This is a genomic window from Actinacidiphila yanglinensis (genome assembly GCF_900107965.1).
In the GTDB taxonomy this organism is placed as follows: Bacteria; Actinomycetota; Actinomycetes; order Streptomycetales; family Streptomycetaceae; genus Actinacidiphila; species Actinacidiphila yanglinensis.
In genome coordinates, this window is record NZ_FNVU01000001.1 from 640,395 (window position 1) to 659,467 (window position 19,073).

Below are 19,073 nucleotides of genomic sequence, written 5' to 3' on the forward strand. Positions count from 1 at the left end.
GTGGCCGCGTTTGCGTTTCTGGGGTGGGTCGGAGTCCGCGATGGAGCGATGGCGCGGGCGGGGTCCGCCGGCCCAGCCCCTGCGGTGGTGCCGGACCACCTGCCGGTGGTGGGTTGTGGGGGTACCTCCCAGGCGGAGCTCTGGGGGAGCAGTTCCTCCCCCGGCCTGGCGGCTGGGAGGTGCCCCCAGCGCCCCTGTGGGGTGCCGTCTCCCGTGAGGGTGCCCCGCGCGCCCCTGTGAGTTCTCGCGCGTGAGGGTGCCGTGTGCCGGTGTGGGGTGCCCTCTGGCGTGAGGGCACCCCACAGCGGTCAGGAGGGCTGGCGGGCTGTGCGCCTGCGCAGGGGGGCGGTGATGCGGCGGACGGTCTCGCGGAGCCGTGTGGTGAGACTGCTCCAGCGGGCGGAGAGGGCCCATCCGACGCGGGCCGCGGAGCGGGGCAGGAGGAGTGCCCGTACACGGCTGCGGCGGTTCACGCCGGCCCGCAGACCACGGTGGACCCGGTGCACCTCCTCCGCGAGCCCCGGTGTGGGCTGGGGGCGGGCGGCGTAGAGGGTCTGCTCCACCGCCGTCGCGAGCGCGGCGGCGGACTCGGCCGCCTCGCCCTCCAGGTGCCCGTCCCGTACCAGCCGGGCCATCGCGCGCCGCGGCGTCTCCGAGTCGTCGGGCGGGATGCCGTAGTCCCAGCCGGTGTCGAGCACCTCCCGCCATGCGGACAGGGCGAGCCCTTCGGTCCGGTCCCCTCCGCCGCCGAGCCTTCGTCTGCGGACGCGGGTGCGCCACAGCAGCGGCGTGGTCGGAGCGAGCAGCACCAGCAGCGCGGCCAGCGCGATCAGCGCGTTCCGGCCGCCGCCGAACCCGCCGCCGGAGCCGCCGCTCGCGGGCAGCGCGGCCTGCGAGCAGTCGCTGCCCGCCGCCGGGTCGCCCTGGGCGCAGCTCGACGAGGGCGTGGCGGTGGCGGTCGCGGTGGGCGCGGAGGTGTGCGGTGCGAGGTCCTGCTGGTTGCTCTTGCCGGAGGGGGCGGGCGCGATCGTGTAGTCGGGTGCGGTGCCGCGGTACGGCGTCGGCTCGAACCGGGTCCAGCCGATCCCCTCGAAGTACAGCTCCGGCCAGGCGTGCGCGTCCTTCAGGCCCACCGACATCACGCCGTCACCGTTGGGCGCGGGCGAGCCGGGGGTGAAGCCGATCGCGACCCTCGCGGGAATGTGCAGGGTGCGGGCCATCGCCGCCATGGTGAAGGCGAAGTGGACGCAGAAGCCCTCTTTCGTCTGGAGGAACCGGGCGATCGCGTCGACCCCGGTGCCCGCCTTGGCCTGCGTGTTGTACACGAACTGGCCGGAGGTGAAGTAGTTCTGGAGGTCGACCGCCTTCTGGTAGTCGCTGGTGGCGCCTTTGGTCTCGCGCAGCGCGGTCTGCTTGACGATCGCCGGCAGCGAGTCGGGCACCTGCTCGTACTGCTTCGCGATCCGGCCGGTGGCCGGGGGCGCGTCGGCGAGCTGGGCAGCGGTCGGGTCGATCTGCATGCTGGTGACGGTGTAGCGCTGGCCGGCCGCGGTCTGGCCGTGCTCGCCGACGATCATCCGGCCCTCGGGCTGGAACTTCCAGTCGCCGGAGGTCTGCAGGCTCGCCGCTGGGAACGGCACCGGCAGCAGGCCCTGCACGTAGCTGTCGTCGACCCGCACCTGCGTGGTGGCGGTCGTGTACTTCACCTCGGACGACATGCCCTGCGGCGTCGGCAGGGTGCTCGGCAGCGGCTCGGTCGGCAGGTCCGACGGCGACCACTCCTTGCCGTCGAACTTGTCCAGCGCCGCGATCCGCAGGTACATGCCGGTCGCCGGCTTGGCGTTGGTGGTGTAGGTCAACACCTCGCTGTTGCTGGGCTGGTTGAGGTTGTCCTGGAGCGCCGCGATCAGGTTGATCGTGCCGCCGCCGCGGCCGCCGATCCCGTTGCCGCCGCTGCCGGAGGTGTCCAGCAGGCCGCTGCCGAGGGACGGCAGCGCGGCCGGCGCGATGAGCGCGATGCCCAGGGCCATCACGCCGATCCGGCGGGCGCCGCGCACGGGCGCGGTGCCGGCCGGGCCGGCCTGGCCGCCGCCCCACGCGTTGCTCGGGGGCGCGCTGCTGAACACCCGGCCCCAGCGCGAGATCCGGTCCCGGCCCTCGGCGAGCAGCAGCAGGAGGTAGCCGCTCGCGGCCAGCAGGAAGTACAGCCAGCTCGCGCCGCCGTCGGCCAGGCCGGCGGCGACCGAGTAGAGCGCCAGCAGCGGCAGCCCGGCCGGGGCCGCGCTGTTGTAGGTGACCGCCATCGCGTCCACCGCGAGCGCGACGATCGCCATCCCGCCGACCAGCAGGATCCTGATGCCCGGGGTGACCGGCGCGGGGATCGCGAAGTTCGAGACGTCGGTGATGCCGTCCTGGACCACCTGGCCGAGTTGCTGGAGGGCCTGCGGGCCGGGCACGACCCCGCCGAGCGCCGGCTGGGAGGCGAACATCACCGTCAGCACGACCAGCGACATCACCGCCTGGACCAGCACCGTCAGCGGCCGGGCCAGCGGGATCCGCCGGCACGCCGCGCCCACCGCGGACTGGAAGCAGACCAGCAGCACCGCCTTGACGAACCAGCCGCTGTTGCTGGTCAGCGGCAGCAGGGCGGCGCCGGACAGCACCGACGCCACCACCGCGCAGATCGTGAGTCGTGCCCGTCCGCTCATCCCGCCGCCCCCGCTCCGCGCCGCGCCTGTCGCGCCTGCGCCTGCTGCGTCTCCTCGCGCGACCGGTAACGGTCCGCCTGCTGCCACAGTTCCGGCAGCGCGGCTCCCGGTTGCACCTCGACCACGTTCCACCCCGCCTCGCGCAGCAGCCGTACCGCGCGCTCGGTGCTGTCCGGTTCCTCGCCGTCGGCCCCCGGTCGTACCGCGGACAGCTCGGGGCCGGGCCGGGTGCCGATCTCGCGGGCCAGCCAGTCGTCGCTGTCCAGCACGAACGCCACCGCGCCGCCGGCCCGTTGCCGCATCCGCGCGATGGTGGCGGCCTGTTCCTGGTAGAGGTCCCCGAAGAAGCCCACCAGCAGGCCCTCGCTGGCCGACCGCAGCACGTCGTACGCCGCCGACAGCGACTCGCCGTCGGAGTGGTCGACCACGGCGAGGGTGTCCAGCAGCAGGCCGGCCATGTCACCGGAGTCGCCGCCGTAGCCGGAGGAGCCCTCGGGTCCCGGCACGCTGCTGCCGGTGTCGGTGAGCAGCCGCACCGCGAAGCCGCGCTCCAGCATGTGGGTGGAGACCGAGGCGGCGGCGGAGACCGCCCACTCGAAGGCCGAGTCGGGTCCCGCGCCGAAGTAGGCGTCCCTGCGGGTGTCGAGCAGCACGGTGCAGCGCGCCCGGTTCGGCTGCTCCTCGCGGCGCACCATCAGCTCGCCGTACTTGGCGGTCGACCGCCAGTGCACCCGGCGCAGGTCGTCGCCGTGCCGGTAGCCGCGCGGGATGACGTCGTCGTCGCCGGCCAGCGACAGCGCCCGGGTGCGGCTCTCGCCGTACCCGGTGGATTCGCCGGCCAGCCGCACCGGCGGCAGCGGCTCGACCCGGGGGACCACGGTGAGGGTGTCGAACGCGCTGAAGGACCGGGTGAGTTCGACCATGCCGAACGGATCGGTCAGCCGCAGTTGCAGCGGGCCCAGCGGGTAGCGGCCGCGCAGGTCGGAGCGGACCCGGTAGGACACCTCGCGGTGACCGCCGGGCTCCACCCGGTCCAGTACGAACCGCGGCCGCGGGCCGAGCACGTACGGCACCCGGTCCTGAAGCATCAGCAGCCCGGTGGGCAGCCGCGAGACGTTGTCGACCCGCAGGTGCACCCGGGCCTCGGACATCGCCGGCACCCGGGAGGGCGCGAGCCGCCGGCTGCCGGCCACCCGGTAGCGGGTGCGGTAGAGCACGGCCACGCACACCAGCGGCAGCACGGCCAGCAGCAGCCCGACCCGCAACAGGTCGGACTGGCCCAGGACGTAGGAGCAGGCGGCCGCGGCCACCCCGGCGGCCACGAAGGACCGGCCGCGGGTGGTCAGCCCGCCCAGCGCCCGGCGGAAACCGCTGGCCTGGTGCTCGGCGGGCCCGCCCGGCCCGGCCGGCGGCACCCCGGTGCCCGGCGGGGGAGGCGCGGGCGAAGCCGGTGAGCTCATCACAGGCTCCGCGGTACGTCCGGCATGGCCTGCGGGTGGCCGGCCGGCCGCTGCGGCCAGCCGGCCGCGCCGTTGCCGGCGGCCGGGTCGGGCACCGGCACGCGCTGCACGATCTCGGTCACCACCTGCTCGGGTGTCCGCCGGTTGAGCTGGGCCTGCGCGGTCGGCAGCAGCCGGTGCGCGAGGACCGCGGACGCCAGCGACTGCACGTCGTCCGGCAGGACGTACTCGCGGCCGTCCAGCGCCGCGGACGCGCGGGCCGCCCGCACCAGGTGCAGGGTGGCCCGCGGGGACGCGCCGAGCCGCAGGTCCGGGTGGTTGCGGGTGGCGCCGACCAGGGCGACCGCGTAGCGCCGGACCGGCTCGGCGACGTGCACCTGCCGGACGGCGTCGATCAGCTTGACGATGTCGTCGGCGTGCGCGACCGGCTGGAGGTCGTCCAGCGGGGAGACCCCGCCGTGCACGTCGAGCATCTTCAACTCGGCCTCGGGGCTCGGGTAGCCGATCGAGACCCGGGCGGTGAAGCGGTCCCGCTGCGCCTCGGGCAGCGGGTAGGTGCCCTCCATCTCCACCGGGTTCTGGGTGGCGATCACCATGAAGGGCCTGGGCAGTTCGTAGCTGGTGCCGTCGACGGTGACCTGGCGCTCCTCCATCGACTCCAGCAGCGCCGACTGGGTCTTCGGCGAGGCGCGGTTGATCTCGTCGCCCACCACGATCTGCGCGAAGATCGCCCCGGGCTTGAACTCGAAGTCCCGCTGCTGCTGATCGAAGACGCTCACCCCGGTGATGTCCGACGGCAGCAGGTCGGGCGTGAACTGGATGCGCCGCACGGAGCAGTCGATGGACCGCGCGAGCGCCTTGGACAGCATGGTCTTGCCCACGCCCGGCACGTCCTCGATCAGCAGATGGCCCTCGGCCAGCAGAACGGTCAGTGCGATGCGTACGACCTCGGGCTTGCCCTCGATCACGTTCTCCACGCTCCGGCGCACCCGCTCCGCGGTCGTGGTCAGATCGCTCAGGTCTGCTCGAGCGTCAAAGGTCGTCACCCGGTACTCCTCGGCCTGTTCCATTGGGGCCCCAGGGTCTCGGTCGTCCCTGGACCGCGGCCCTCCCCGATTGCGCAACGCCCGCCGCGGGCGGGTCGTGCCGCATGGTGCATTCTTCCCTTACGAGGAGGGCCACGTCACTCGCCTGCCGTTACTTGTTCGTGATTTCCCGCAGCAGACCGGTGTGCACGTCGAAGACGAAGCCGCGCACGTCGCCGGTGTGGGCCAGGAACGGGGAGGTCCGCACCCGGGCCATGGACTGCCGCACGTCCTGGTCGACGTCGGTGAACGCCTCGACCGCCCAGGTGGGCCGCTGGCCGACCTCGTGCTCCAGCTCGGTGCGGAACTCCTCGGTGATGGTCTGCATGCCGCAGTTGGTGTGGTGGATGAGTACGACGGAGCGTGTACCCAGGGCGCGCTGACTGATGGCAAGGGAACGGATGGTGTCGTCGGTGACCACCCCGCCCGCGTTGCGGATGGTGTGGCAGTCGCCCAACTCCAGGCCGAGCGCCTTGTGCAGGTCGATGCGGGCGTCCATGCAGGCGACGACCGCCACCTTCTGGACGGGCGCCGCTCCCATGCCGGGGTCGCTGAACTGCGCGGCATAGCGCTGGTTGGCCGCGACCAGGCGGTCGGTCACGGAGTCGGTGACATGGACGTCCCCGGTGGTCGGGGGATTCGTGGGGGCGCTGGCAGGTATCGACATGTCTCTGACGGTATCCGAGCTGCCGCGTTCGCGAACCCGTGCCCATGGCGTGCGGCGCCGTTCGCACCCGGGAGCGCACCCGGGTGTACGCAGGGGCGCACCCGGCGTACGGAGGGGCGCGCCCGGGCTCGGCAGCCGTTGACCGTGGTGCATGGTGGAGTAAAGTGGCGCGAAGTGGTGCCGTCTGCGGGAGGTGTGCGGTGTTCCTGGGATTCCTCGGGACCTACACCCCGCGGCTGGACGACAAGAACCGGCTGGTGCTGCCGTCCCGTTTCCGCGAGCAGCTCGCCGACGGCCTGGTGATCACCCGCGGGCAGGAGCGCTGCCTGTGCGTGTGGCCGGCTGACGGCTTCCGGGCCGCCACCGAGCAGCTCTCCGCCGCGCCCCTCACCTCCAAGGCCGCCCGTGACTACCTGCGGGTGCTCTTCGCCGGCGCGCACGACGAGGTCCCCGACAAGCAGGGCCGGGTCACCGTCCCGCACCCGCTGCGGGAGTACGCGGGCCTGGTCCGCGACTGCGCGGTGATCGGCGCGAACACCCGGGTGGAGATCTGGTCGGCCGAGGCGTGGGAGCGGTACCTGGCCGCCCAGGAAGACAGCTTTTCCGCCCTCTCACAGGAGGTTCCGCCCGGATTACTGTGAGCGCGGCCCCGCCCTGACGCGGTCCTGCGCCCCACTTCGTCCCACCCCGGTGCGGATGACGTGCGGCCCGGCCTCCTCCCGCTCCGCTGCCCCGCTGGCACCACTTCCCCGGTGCCAGAGGGGCGTTTCCCCCGAGCGGGCGGGGACCAGGTTCCATGTTCACCGAGCCGCTGCCCGCCGTAGCGTGTCCGTCGTGCTTGTCTGGCAGGCGACGCCGTCCGTCCCCGTCGGGCGGCCGACCGACCCGACCCGCCCGGACCCGCTCCGGCCCGACCCGTCCTGTCCTGTCACCACCTGTCCTGTGACGTCCCCTACCGTGCGATAAGGCCCCCATGAGCAACCCGTCCCCGTCCCCGCGGCACATTCCGGTGATGCTGCGGCGCTGCCTCGACCTGCTGGCCCCCGCGCTCGCGCTGCCCGGGGCCGTTGTGGTCGACGCCACGCTCGGGCTCGGCGGGCACAGCGAGGCGCTGCTGAGCACCTTCCCCTCCTGCCGGCTGATCGCGGTCGACCGCGACCCGGCCGCGCTGAAACTCGCGGGGGAGCGGCTGGCGCCGTTCGGGGAGCGCGCCACCCTGGTGCACGCGGTCTACGACGAGCTGCCCGAGGTGCTGGAGGGGCTGAAGGTGCCGCGGGTGCAGGGCGTGCTGTTCGACCTCGGCGTGTCCTCGATGCAACTCGACGAGGCCGAACGCGGCTTCGCCTACGCCCAGGACGCACCGCTGGACATGCGGATGGACCAGTCGACCGGGATCAGCGCCGCCGAGGTGCTGAACACCTATCCGCCGGGCGAACTGGTGCGCATCCTGCGGGCGTACGGCGAGGAGAAGTTCGCCCGCAAGATCGTCGACGCGGTGGTGCGCGAGCGGGAGCGGGAGCCGTTCACCGACAGCGCGCGGCTGGTCGACGTGATCCGGCAGGCGCTGCCGCAGGCGGCCAAGCGGACCGGCGGCAACCCGGCCAAGCGCACCTTCCAGGCGCTGCGGATCGAGGTCAACGGCGAGCTGTCGGTGCTGGAGCGGGCCATTCCGGCGGCGGTCGCCGCGCTCGCGGTGGGCGGCCGGATCGCGGTGCTTTCGTACCACTCCCTGGAGGACCGGCTGGTCAAGCAGGTCTTCGCGGCCGGCGCGGCGCACTCCGCGCCGCCGGGCCTGCCGGTGGTGCCCGAGCAGTACCAGCCCCGGTTGAAGCTGCTCACCCGCGGCGCGGAACTGCCGGGCGAGGACGAGATCGCCGAGAACCGCCGGGCCGCACCGGCCCGGCTGCGCGGCGCGGAACGCATCCGGGAGGACGTGCGATGAGTGGCGGCGCGGGACGCGACGGGCGGCGCAGCGCCCGCGGCACCGTACGGGACGCGGTGCGCGGCAGCGCGCTGGGCGCGCGGCTGGGCGCCGGACGGTCCGCAACCGCGGCCCGCACCCCGTTCGTCGTACTCATCGTGACACTGCTCGCCGGTGGTCTGATCTCCCTGCTGCTGCTCAACGCGGCGGTGAACCAGGACTCGTTCAAGCTGGACAAGCTGCAGGACCAGACCACCCACTACACCGACCAGCAGCAGCAGCTCCAGCAGGAGGTCGACGGCTACTCGGCGCCGGACTCGCTGGAGCGGCGGGCCCGCGAGCTGGGCATGGTGCCGGGCGGCAATCCCGCCTTCCTCGACTCCGACGGCAAGGTGCAGGGCTCGCCGTCGCCCGCGACCGCGCCGCCCGCGCCCCCGCCCGCACCGACCACCGCGCCGGCGACCCCGCTCGTGGGCACCACGGCGACGACCACGCCGACCGCCCCCGTGACGACCGTCCCTACCGCCCCGACCCTCCCGACCAGCACCCCTTCGACGTCGATCCCGACCCCCGGCAGGTGAGCGCGTGACCCCTCGCGATGACGCAGACGGCCCGCACGGCGACGGACCACGGCGGCCGCAGGCCCGCCGCACCGCCCGGCCCGCCGCGCCGCGACCGGGCGCCGATGCCGCGGGCCCCGACCAGCCGCAGCCTGGGCCGCGCGCCGCCCGCGTGCCCCGGCCCGGCCCGTCCGCCGGGTCGGGCTCGTCCGACGGGTCCGGCCGGTCCCGCGCCGCGGGTACCCCCCGCCCGCGCCGCTCCCGCCCGGTGAGCCGTACCCCCGCACCGCGCCCGTCGCGGCCGCGCGGCCCGCGGGCCGTACGCCTCGGCGCCGCCCGCCCCAGGCTGCGGCTGGTCGGGGTGGTGCTGACGCTGGTGATGGCGGTGTTCGTGGTGCGACTGCTGCAGGTGCAGGCCGTCGACGCGTCGGCGTACGCGGCGAAGGCGGCCGTCAACCGCTGGGTCACCCACGAGGTCACCGCCGACCGGGGCACCATCACCGACCGCTCCGGCGTGGACCTGGCGACCACCGTGGACGCCTTCGACATCACCGCCGACCCGTACCTGTTCACGCCCGCGCAGGCCAAGGTCAGGGACGCGCCGCAGCAGGCCGCGCAGCTGCTCGCGCCGATCGTCGGCGGCGACGCCACGAAGATCGCCCGGCAGCTCGCCACCCCCGGCTCCCGCTACCAGATCGTCGCCCAGCAGCAGTCGCCGCAGGCGTGGAACCAGATCCAGGACCTGAAGTCCACCCTCGCCGCCAAGGCCGCCGCGGGCCAGGGCGCCGACGTGCTCGCCGGGATCTTCGACGTGCCCCACTCCAAGCGGGTCTACCCGGCCGGCGACCTCGCCGCGGGCGTCATCGGCTTCGTCAACAGCGACGGGCAGGGCGCGGGCGGCCTGGAGTCCATGCTCGACAAGGAACTCGCGGGCCAGAACGGCAAGATCCGCTACGCCCAGTCCGACGGCCGCCAGGTGCCCACCGCGGGCAGCCAGGAGCAGCCCGCCGTGCCGGGCACCGACGTGCAGCTCACCCTCGACCGCGACATCCAGTGGGCCGCCCAGTCCGCGATCACCAAGCAGGTGCAGAAGTCCCAGGCGGACCGCGGCTACGTGGTCGTCCAGGACCCCCGCACCGGCCAGGTGCTCGCGATGGCCGACGCGCCCGGCTTCAACGCCAACGACCTGTCGCACGCCGACCCCGACGCGCTGGGCAACGCCGCGATGCAGGACGCGTACGAACCCGGCAGCGTCAGCAAGCTGATGTCCATGTCCGCGATCATCGACACCGGTTCCGCCACCCCCACCACCCGCATCACCGTGCCCGGCACCCTGCCGCGCGCCGACCGGATCTTCCACGACGACGTCGACCACGGCACCTGGTACCTCACCCTCAACGGGGTGCTGGCCAAGTCCAGCAACATCGGCACCATCGAGGCCAGCGGGCAGCTCGGCAAGACCCAGCAGCAGGCCAACCAGGTGCTCTACTCCTACCTGCGGAAGTTCGGCATCGGCCAGCCCACCGGCGTCGGGTTCCCCGGCGAGACCCCGGGCATCCTCGCCAAACCGCAGGACTGGAACGCCTCCCAGCAGTACACCATCCCCTTCGGCCAGGGCCTCTCGCTCAACGCCCTGCAGGCCACCTCGGTGTACTCCACGATCGCCAACGGCGGCGTGCGGGTCGAGCCCAGCCTGATCCGCGGCACCACCGGCCCCGACGGCCGCTTCGTGCCCGCCGCCGCACCCAAGAAGACCCGCGTGGTGAGCACGAAGACCGCCAGCACCGTGTCGCAGATGCTGGAGTCCGTGGTCGGCAGCGAGCAGGGCACCGGCATCAACGCCCGGATCGACGGCTACCGCGTCGCGGGCAAGACCGGTACGGCCAACCGGGTGGACCCGGCGACCGGCCGCTACAAGGGGTACACCTCGTCCTTCATGGGCTTCGCGCCGGCCGACAAACCCCGGGTGACGATCTCCTGCGTGATCCAGAACCCCACCAAGGGCAGCTACTTCGGCGGCGACATCTGCGGCCCGGTCTTCAAGCAGGTCATGCAGTTCGCACTCAAGTCCCTGGGCGTGGCGCCCTCCGGATCGCACGCGCCGCAGCTGCCGGTCACCTGGGACCCGTCCGACCCCGCCACCACGGACAAGAAAGTCGGGTGATCACCATCGGCGGCCACCCCAACCCGTCCGCCCGCCCCGTACCGGAGCGCACCACCCGGCACGGCGGCGACCGTTTTGGCCCGGACCCCGGATCGGCGGGTAACCTCGCCGCCGTGCCCACAGCTGATCAATCCACCCTCAGACAGCCGGGCGCGCCGCGCCCGGCGCACGTGCGCCCCACGCCGCTGGCCGACCTCGCCCGCCGCCTGAGCGCGCCCGGCCCGGCCCCGGCCGGCTCCTGGGACGGTGGCGCGCCCGCCGCCGACGACCCGCACGTCACCGGTATCACGCACGACTCCCGCGCGGTCCGCCCCGGCGACCTGTACGCCGCCCTGCCCGGCGCCCGCGCGCATGGCGCCGACTTCGCCGCGCAGGCCGCGGCGGCCGGTGCGGTGGCCGTGCTGACCGATCCCGACGGCGCCGAACGGGCCGCCGCCACCGGCCTGCCCGTGCTCACCGCGGCCGACCCGCGCGCCGAGATGGGCGAGCTCGCCGCCGCCGTCTACGGCCGGCCCGGCGAGGGCATGCTGCGGATCGGCATCACCGGCACCTCCGGCAAGACCACCACGTCGTACCTCGCCGAGGGCGGGCTGCGCGCCGGGCACGCGGCCGGCCGCACCGGACTGATCGGCACCGTCGAGACCCGGATCGGCGACGAGCGGATCAAGAGCGAGCGCACCACCCCCGAGGCCACCGACCTCCAGGCGCTGTTCGCGGTGATGCGCGAGCGCGGCGTGGACGCCGCGGTCATGGAGGTCTCCAGCCATGCCCTGATCCTCGGCCGGGTCGACGGCACCGTCTTCGACGTCGCGGTCTTCACCAACCTCAGCCCGGAGCACATGGAGTTCCACTCCGGCATGGAGGACTACTTCCAGGCCAAGGCGCGGCTGTTCACCCCGCGGCGCTCCCGGCTGGGCGTGGTCAACCTCGACGACGAGTACGGCCGCCGGCTCGTCGCGGAGGCCGGCGTGCCCCTGGTGACGTTCTCCGCGCAGGGCAGCCTCGACGCCGACTGGCGGGCCGAGGACGTCCAGGCCGGGCCGATGGACAGCCGCTTCACCGCGATCGGCCCCAAGGGCGAGCGGGTGCAGGCCGTGGCGCCGCTGCCCGGTCCGTTCAACGTCGCCAACACCCTTGCCGCGCTGGTCGCGTTGGCCGCCGCCGGCCTCGACCCGCAGACCGCCGCCGACGGCATCGCCGCCGTCCCCGGCGTCCCGGGCCGGCTGGAGCGGGTCGACGCCGGCCAGCCCTACCTGGCGGTCGTGGACTACGCCCACAAGACCGACGCCGTCGAGTCCGTGCTGCGCGCGCTGCGCACCACCACCGAGGGCCGTATCCACGTGGTGCTCGGCTGCGGGGGTGACCGGGACGCCACCAAGCGGGGGCCGATGGGCGCCGCCGCCGCCCGGCTCGCCGACACCGCCGTGCTCACGTCCGACAACCCCCGCTCGGAGGACCCGCTGCAGATCCTGACCGCCATGCTGGCCGGCGCCGCCGAGGTGCCGTCCGGGCAGCGCGGACACGTCATCGTCGAACCCGACCGGGCCGCCGCGGTGGCCGCCGCCGTCGCGCTCGCGCGGCCCGGCGACATCGTGCTGGTCGCCGGCAAGGGACATGAGCAGGGCCAGGACATCGACGGAGAGGTGCGCCCCTTCGACGACCGAGAGGTGCTGCGCGCCGCGATCGAGAAGGACCGACAAGAACTGTGATCCCCCTCACCCTCGCCGAGGTCGCACGTGCGGTCGGCGGGAGCACGCACGACATACCGGACAATGCGGTACGCATCACCGGGCCGGTGGTCCGGGACTCCCGCGAGGTGGTCCCCGGCGCCCTGTTCGTCGCCTTCGCCGGCGAGCGCTCGGACGGCCACGACTTCGCCGCCGGCGCGGTCGCGGACGGGGCGGTCGCGGTGCTCGCGGCCCGCCCGGTCGGCGTGCCCGCCATCGTGGTGGAGGACGTGCAGGCCGCGCTCGGCGCGCTCGCCCGGTACGTCATCGAGCAGTTGGGCGCGACCGTGGTGGCGCTCACCGGGTCGGCCGGCAAGACCAGCACCAAGGACCTGCTCGCGCAGCTCCTGCAGCGCCTGGCACCGACCGTGTGGACCCCCGGCTCCCTCAACAACGAGATCGGCCTCCCGCTGACCGCGCTCAGCGCCGACGAGGGGACCCGTCACCTCGTGCTGGAGATGGGTGCCCGGGGCATCGGCCACATCGCCTACCTCACCGGGCTCACCCCGCCGCGGATCGGGCTGGTGCTCAACGTGGGCAGCGCGCACATCGGCGAGTTCGGCGGGCGCGAGCAGATCGCGCAGGCCAAGGGCGAACTCGTGGAGTCGCTGCCGGCCGAGGCCGACGGCGGCATCGCCGTGCTCAACGCCGACGACCCGCTGGTGAGTGCCATGCGTACCCGAACCAAGGCGAAGGTGGTGACCTTCGGCGAAGCCCCCGAAGCGGACGTACGTGCCGAGAACGTGACGCTGAACAGCAGCGGGCAGGCCATCTTCACGCTGCGAACACCCTCCGGGTGCGCCGACGTGGCCTTGCGCCTGTACGGTGAGCATCACGTGTCGAACGCGCTCGCCGCGGCCGCCGTCGCCCGTGAACTCGGCATGCCTGTCGAGGAGATCGCCGCCGCGCTCTGCGCGGCGGACACGCTCTCGCACTGGCGGATGGAGGTCACCGAGCTGCCCGACGGCGTGACGGTCATCAACGACGCCTACAACGCGAACCCGGAATCCATGAGAGCAGCCCTGCGCACACTTGCCGCTATGGGCAGCTCCGCACAGGCCCGGGGGGGCCGTACGTGGGCGGTGCTCGGACTGATGGCCGAACTCGGCGAGCGGTCGCTCGCGGAGCACGACGCGGTGGGGCGGCTGGCCGTCCGGCTCAACGTCAGCAAGCTCGTGGCCGTCGGCGGAACCGAAGCCGGGTGGCTGCAAATGGGCGCCTACAACGAGGGTTCGTGGGGTGAGGAGTCGGTGCACGTGTCCGACGCGGAGGCGGCGATCGACCTGGTGCGCGCGGAAGCGCGGCCGGGTGACGTCGTGCTGGTGAAGGCATCGAGGTCGGTCGGGCTCGAGTCCGTGGCCCTCGCGCTGATCGAGGCCGGGGGCGGCTCCGGAGTGGCCCGCGAGGGTGCCACCCGATGAAGCAGATCCTCGTCTCCGGCGTCCTGGGACTGTTCCTGTCGCTGTTCGGCACACCGCTGCTGATCCGGCTGCTGGCCAGCAAGGGCTACGGGCAGATGATCCGGGACGACGGCCCGCAGGCTCACCACAGCAAGCGCGGCACCCCCACCATGGGCGGTATCGCCTTCATCCTGGCCACCCTGCTCGCGTACGCGATCACCAAGCTGGCCACCGGTGAGAAGCCCACCCTGTCCGGGGTGCTGGTGCTGTTCCTGACCGTCGGCATGGGCCTGGTGGGCTTCCTCGACGACTACATCAAGATCGTCAAGCAGCGCAGCCTCGGCCTGCGGGCCAAGGCGAAGATGGCCGGGCAGCTCATCGTCGGCATCGCCTTCGCGGTGCTGGCGATGAACTTCCACGACTCGCGCGGCCAGACCCCGGCGTCCACGAAGCTCTCCTTCACCACGGACTTCGGCTGGTCCATCGGCCCGGTGATCTTCGTGATCTGGGCGCTGTTCATGATCCTGGCGATGTCCAACGGCGTGAACCTCACCGACGGTCTCGACGGCCTGGCCACCGGCGCGTCCGTGATGGTCTTCGCCGCCTACACGGTCATCGGCGTGTGGCAGTACGGCCAGTGGTGCGGCGCCCCGGTCAGCGCCAACGGCGCCTGTTACGAGGTACGCGACCCGCTCGACCTGGCCGTGGTCGCCGCGGCGTTGATGGGGGCCTGCTTCGGCTTCCTGTGGTGGAACACCTCGCCGGCGAAGATCTTCATGGGTGACACCGGCTCGCTCGCCCTGGGCGGGGCGCTGGCCGGGCTGGCGATCTGCTCGCGCACCGAGCTGCTGCTCGCCATCCTCGGCGGCCTGTTCGTCCTGATCACCATGTCCGTCGTGATCCAGGTCGGCTCCTTCCGGCTCACCGGCAAGCGGGTCTTCCGGATGGCGCCGCTGCAGCACCACTTCGAACTCAAGGGGTGGAGCGAGGTCCTGGTGGTGGTCAGGTTCTGGATCGTCCAGGGCATGTGCATGGCCGTCGGACTCGGCGTGTTCTACGCGGCCTGGGTGGCGGCCTCGTGACGGGCGCCCGTCGGACCTTCGAGGACCCGGCCGAGTTCAAGGACGCGCACGTCACGGTCGCCGGGCTCGGCGTCTCCGGGGTGCCCGCCGCGAAGGCGCTGCACCAACTGGGCGCCCGGGTCACCGTGGTCAACGGTCCGGCGGGCGACCGGCAGCAGGCCGAGGCGGCCGAACTGGAGGCGCTCGGCATCGCCGTGCGCCTCGGCGACGCCGACACCCTCCCGGCCGGGACTGAACTGGTCGTCACCACGCCGGGCTGGAAGCCGTCCAGCCCCCTGTTCGCGGCCGCCGAAGCCGCGGACGTGCGGGTGTGGGGCGACGTCGAACTCGCCTGGCGGCTGCGCGGTCCCGGCGCGGCGCCCTGGCTCGCCATCACCGGCACCAACGGCAAGACCACCGCCACCCGCATGCTCGCCGCCATCCTCACCGCGGCGGGCCTGCGCACCGCGGCCGTCGGCAACATCGGCGTCTCGCTCTTCGACGTCGTCCTCGGCGACCCGGAGGGCCCCCGCCCTCCTTATGACGTGCTCGCCGTCGAGCTGTCCAGCTACCAGCTGCACTGGGCGCCCAGCGTCCGCCCGCACTCCGCGGTCGTGCTCAACCTCGCGCCCGACCACCTCGACTGGCACGGCTCGATGGCCGCGTACGCCGCGGACAAGGGCCGGATCTACCAGGGCAACCAGGTCGCCTGCGTGTACAACACCGCCGACCCGGAGACCGAGCGACTGGTCCGCGAGGCCGACGTCGAGGAGGGCTGCCGGGCCATCGGCTTCACCCTGGAGGCCCCCCGGCCCTCGGAGTTCGGCGTGGTCGACGGCATCCTCGTGGACCGTGCCTTCGTCGAGGACCGGCAGCACCAGGCGCAGGAGCTCGCGGAGGTCGCCGACGTCCGTCCGCCCGCTCCGCACAACGTCGCCAACGCGCTCGCCGCCGCCGCCCTCGCCCGCGCCTACGGTGTCGAACCGGCGGCCGTGCGCGAGGGACTGCGCGCCTTCCGGCCCGACGCCCACCGCATCGAGGAGGTGGCCGTCGTCGACGACGTCACGTACGTCGACGATTCCAAGGCCACCAACACCCATGCCGCGGAGGCGTCGCTGGTCGCCTACCCGTCGGTGGTCTGGCTGGCCGGGGGACTGGCCAAGGGCGCGGAGTTCGACGAGCTGGCCGCCAAGGCCGCCCCCAGGCTGCGCGCGGCGGTGCTGTTCGGCGCCGACCGGGCGGTGATCCGCGAAGCGCTCGCGCGACACGCCCCGCAAGTACCCGTGGTGGAGCTGGAACGGACCGACACTGGGGCGATGTCCGCCGCCGTCGGCACGGCCCGCGACCTCGCCCAGCCGGGTGACACGGTCCTGCTCGCCCCGGCCTGTGCGTCGATGGACATGTTCACCAACTACAACCAGCGCGGCGATATGTTCGCCGAGGCGGTACGGGCCCTGCCGGCCCGCACCGGGCAGGCCGGCGACCAGGGCGCCGACTAGCCGGCCCCCGCCCCCGACGGCGGGCCGCCGGCGCCGCGCACCGACGGAGGGGACGCATGCCGCCACACCGCTCCACCGCCTCGGGCGGCGAGGACCGCACCGGTGCCTCGCCGCCCGAGGCGCGTCCCGCGCGTCCATCCGCCCGCCGCGCCCCCGAGCCGTCCGCCCGCCGCGCCTCCGAGCCGCCCGCGCGCCGGGTGCCGGGTGCCGAGCGGGCCGCGGGCCGTCCCGCGGCGGCGCGCGGTGCCGGGGCCGGGGTGGGCGAGGGCCGGCAGGCCGCCGCACGCCGCATGGCCGCGCTGCGCCCGAGCACCCCGCAGGGCGCGTACGCACCGCCGGCCCGGCCGTCCGGCGACCGCTCGCGCGGCAGCGCGCGGCGCGGCGCGGCGCGGCTGCCCCAGCAGGTGCGGGAGGCATGGGACCGCCCGCTCACCGCGTACTACGTGATCGTCGGCGCCGGGCTGCTGATCACCGTGCTGGGCCTGGTGATGGTCTACTCCGCGTCGATGATCCAGGCGCTGCGCTACGGCCTGCCGTCGACGTACTACTTCCGCAAGCAGCTGATGGCCGTGGCGATCGGCTCGGTGCTGCTCTATGCCGCGGCGCGGATGCCGATCCGGCTGCACCGGGCGCTGGCCTACCCGCTGCTGCTCGGCGCGGTGTTCCTGATGTGCCTGGTCCAGGTGCCGGGGATAGGGCAGACGGTCAACGGCAACACCAACTGGATCTCGATCGGCGGCCCCTTCCAGCTCCAGCCGAGCGAGTTCGGCAAGCTGGCCCTGGTGCTGTGGGGCGCCGACCTGCTCGCCCGCAAGAACGAGAAGAAGCTGCTCGCCCAGTGGAAGCACCTGCTGGTCCCCCTGGTGCCCGTCGCCGTCCTGCTGCTCGGCCTGATCATGCTCGGCGGCGACATGGGCACCAGCATGGTGCTCACCGCCGTCCTGTTCGGCATGCTCTGGCTGGCCGGCGCACCCACCCGGCTGTTCACCGGCGTGCTGGCCGCGGCCGGCGCGCTGGCCGCCCTCTTCGTGCTGACCAGCCCCAACCGGATGGGCCGGCTGCACTGCATCGCCGCCACCTCGCCCGGCGCCAACGACCAGTGCTGGCAGGCCGTGCACGGCATCTACGCGCTCGCGTCCGGCGGCTGGTTCGGCACCGGCCTCGGCGCGAGTGTGGAGAAATGGGGCGAACTACCGGAGCCGCACACCGACTTCATCTTCGCCGTGACCGGGGAGGAACTGGGCCTGGCGGGGACGCTGTCGGTCCTGGCCCTCTTCGCGGCACTAGGCTACGCGGGTATCCGCGTGGCCGGTCGCACGGAGGACTCCTTCGTCAGGTTCGCAGCGGGTGGCGTGACCACCTGGATCACGGTCCAAGCCGTGATCAACGTCGGTGCGGTGCTCGGTCTGCTGCCGATCGCCGGTGTCCCGCTCCCGCTGTTCTCCTACGGAGGCTCGGCCCTCCTGCCGACGATGTACGCGGTCGGCCTGCTGATCTCCTTCGCCAGAAGCGAGCCGGCGGCGCGGGCGGCCCTGGCCACGCGGGAGCGCAACTCCCTGACCGGGGTGAGGAAACGGACGATGCGACGGCGCGCCGGAAGGCGGCCGTCCGGAGAGCGGTGAATTTCGGTGCATGTCGTACTCGCCGGTGGGGGGACCGCCGGCCACATCGAGCCGGCGCTCGCGCTCGCCGATGCCCTGCGCAGGCAGGATCCGACCGTGGGAATCACCGCACTCGGCACCGAGCGCGGCCTGGAGACCAGGCTCGTGCCCGAGCGGGGCTATGAACTCGCCCTCATCCCGGCGGTGCCGCTGCCGCGCCGGCCCACCCCCGAACTGATCACCGTCCCCGGGCGGCTGCGCGGCACCATCAAGGCCGCCGAGCAGATCCTGGAACGCACCAAGGCCGACTGCCTGGTCGGCTTCGGCGGCTACGTCGCCCTGCCCGGCTACCTCGCCGCGAAGCGCCTGGGCGTGCCGATCGTGGTCCACGAGGCCAACGCCCGGCCCGGTCTCGCCAACAAGATCGGCTCCCGCTACGCGCACACCGTCGCCGTCTCGACGCCCGACAGCAAGCTGCGCGACTCGCATTACATCGGCATCCCGCTGCGCCGCTCCATCGCCACCCTGGACCGGGCCGCCGCCCGCCCGGAGGCCCGGCACGGCTTCGGCCTGGACCAGAACCTGCCCACCTTGCTGGTCTCCGGCGGTTCCCAGGGCGCCCGGCGGCTCAACGAGGTGGTGGCCACGGTCGCCCCGCGGCTCCAGCAGTCCGGGGTGCAGATCCTGCACGCGGTCGGCCCGAAGAACGAACTGCCCCGGTCCGACAACATGCCCGGCATGCCGCCGTACCGGCCGGTGCCGTACCTGGACCGGATGGACCTCGCGTACGCCGCCGCGGACATGATGCTGTGCCGGGCCGGCGCGATGACCGTCGCCGAGCTCTCCGCGGTGGGGCTGCCGGCCGCGTACGTACCGCTGCCGATCGGCAACGGCGAGCAGCGGCTCAACGCGCAGCCGGTGGTCAAGGCGGGCGGCGGTCTGCTCGTCGACGACGCCGAGCTCACTCCGGACTGGGTACTCGGGAACGTCCTGCCGGTCCTCACCGATCCGCACCGGCTCTACGACATGTCGCGCGCCGCGGCGGAGTTCGGCCGCCGGGATGCGGATGAGTTGCTCATGCGGATGGTGTACGAGGCGGTGGCCGCGGCTCGACGGTAGGGGACCCGCCCGGCTGCCCCTGTCCGCCGGTTGAGGGAGCACCCGTCGGTGGCCTGCTGAGCGCGCAGTTCTCCGCCAGGCTGGGGGAGAACTGCGCGAGC

General features: G+C 73.5%; 14 protein-coding genes. 10 read left to right on the plus strand and 4 right to left on the minus strand.

From position 1 onward, the window contains the following. Positions 1–308: 308 nt before the first annotated feature. The 4 genes from C4U44_RS02670 to C4U44_RS02685 all read right to left on the minus strand — a co-directional run bounded on the left by C4U44_RS02670 (position 309) and on the right by C4U44_RS02685 (position 5,920). The gene (locus C4U44_RS02670; protein ID WP_103883907.1) at positions 309–2,708 is read right to left on the minus strand and encodes a transglutaminase family protein; all 2,400 of its coding nucleotides are present in this window, start codon (positions 2,706–2,708) and stop codon (positions 309–311) included. Further along, on the minus strand, positions 2,705–4,168 hold the full coding sequence (locus tag C4U44_RS02675; protein WP_103883908.1) for a DUF58 domain-containing protein: 1,464 nt from the start codon (positions 4,166–4,168) through the stop codon (positions 2,705–2,707). Before C4U44_RS02675 ends, C4U44_RS02670 begins: the two co-directional genes overlap by 4 nt. Further along, positions 4,168–5,214, minus strand: a complete 1,047-nt coding sequence (locus C4U44_RS02680) for an AAA family ATPase (protein ID WP_103884176.1) — start codon at positions 5,212–5,214, stop codon at positions 4,168–4,170. The genes C4U44_RS02675 and C4U44_RS02680 overlap by 1 nt, the downstream gene beginning before the upstream one ends. Before the next feature lie 151 nt (positions 5,215–5,365). Then, a complete protein-coding gene (locus tag C4U44_RS02685; protein WP_103883909.1) occupies positions 5,366–5,920 on the minus strand; it encodes a beta-class carbonic anhydrase in 555 nt (184 codons plus the stop codon). A gap of 200 nt (positions 5,921–6,120) precedes the next feature. On the opposite strand from C4U44_RS02685, the gene mraZ reads away from it, so the two are divergent. From mraZ to murG, 10 genes are all read left to right on the plus strand, one after another. Further along, complete coding sequence (gene mraZ, locus C4U44_RS02690) at positions 6,121–6,561, plus strand: division/cell wall cluster transcriptional repressor MraZ (protein WP_322973538.1); 441 nt, start codon at positions 6,121–6,123, stop codon at positions 6,559–6,561. A gap of 332 nt (positions 6,562–6,893) precedes the next feature. Continuing rightward, complete coding sequence (rsmH, locus tag C4U44_RS02695) at positions 6,894–7,862, plus strand: 16S rRNA (cytosine(1402)-N(4))-methyltransferase RsmH (RefSeq protein ID WP_103883911.1); 969 nt, start codon at positions 6,894–6,896, stop codon at positions 7,860–7,862. Then, complete coding sequence (locus C4U44_RS02700) at positions 7,859–8,422, plus strand: cell division protein FtsL (protein WP_200823109.1); 564 nt, start codon at positions 7,859–7,861, stop codon at positions 8,420–8,422. The genes rsmH and C4U44_RS02700 overlap by 4 nt, the downstream gene beginning before the upstream one ends. A gap of 151 nt (positions 8,423–8,573) precedes the next feature. Continuing rightward, positions 8,574–10,565 carry a peptidoglycan D,D-transpeptidase FtsI family protein gene (locus C4U44_RS02705; RefSeq protein ID WP_103883912.1) on the plus strand — a complete coding sequence of 664 codons (1,992 nt, stop codon included), beginning with the start codon at positions 8,574–8,576 and terminating at the stop codon, positions 10,563–10,565. A 113-nt stretch (positions 10,566–10,678) separates the two neighbouring features. Beyond that, entirely contained in the window at positions 10,679–12,274 is a 1,596-nt protein-coding gene (locus tag C4U44_RS02710; protein ID WP_235031790.1) for a UDP-N-acetylmuramoyl-L-alanyl-D-glutamate--2,6-diaminopimelate ligase, read from the plus strand. Further along, positions 12,271–13,713, plus strand: a complete 1,443-nt coding sequence (locus C4U44_RS02715) for a UDP-N-acetylmuramoyl-tripeptide--D-alanyl-D-alanine ligase (RefSeq protein WP_103883913.1) — start codon at positions 12,271–12,273, stop codon at positions 13,711–13,713. The genes C4U44_RS02710 and C4U44_RS02715 overlap by 4 nt, the downstream gene beginning before the upstream one ends. Beyond that, positions 13,710–14,774 (plus strand): phospho-N-acetylmuramoyl-pentapeptide-transferase, encoded by a 1,065-nt coding sequence (mraY, locus tag C4U44_RS02720; RefSeq protein ID WP_103883914.1) that lies wholly within the window; start codon positions 13,710–13,712, stop codon positions 14,772–14,774. Before C4U44_RS02715 ends, mraY begins: the two co-directional genes overlap by 4 nt. Beyond that, positions 14,771–16,252: a UDP-N-acetylmuramoyl-L-alanine--D-glutamate ligase gene (murD, locus tag C4U44_RS02725; RefSeq protein ID WP_103883915.1), complete on the plus strand. Its 1,482-nt coding sequence runs from the start codon at positions 14,771–14,773 to the stop codon at positions 16,250–16,252. The genes mraY and murD overlap by 4 nt, the downstream gene beginning before the upstream one ends. A 290-nt stretch (positions 16,253–16,542) precedes the next feature. Further along, entirely contained in the window at positions 16,543–17,874 is a 1,332-nt protein-coding gene (gene ftsW, locus C4U44_RS02730; protein ID WP_103884178.1) for a putative lipid II flippase FtsW, read from the plus strand. Between the two features lie 6 nt (positions 17,875–17,880). Next, on the plus strand, positions 17,881–18,972 hold the full coding sequence (murG, locus tag C4U44_RS02735; protein WP_103883916.1) for an undecaprenyldiphospho-muramoylpentapeptide beta-N-acetylglucosaminyltransferase: 1,092 nt from the start codon (positions 17,881–17,883) through the stop codon (positions 18,970–18,972). The last annotated feature ends 101 nt before the right edge of the window (positions 18,973–19,073 follow it).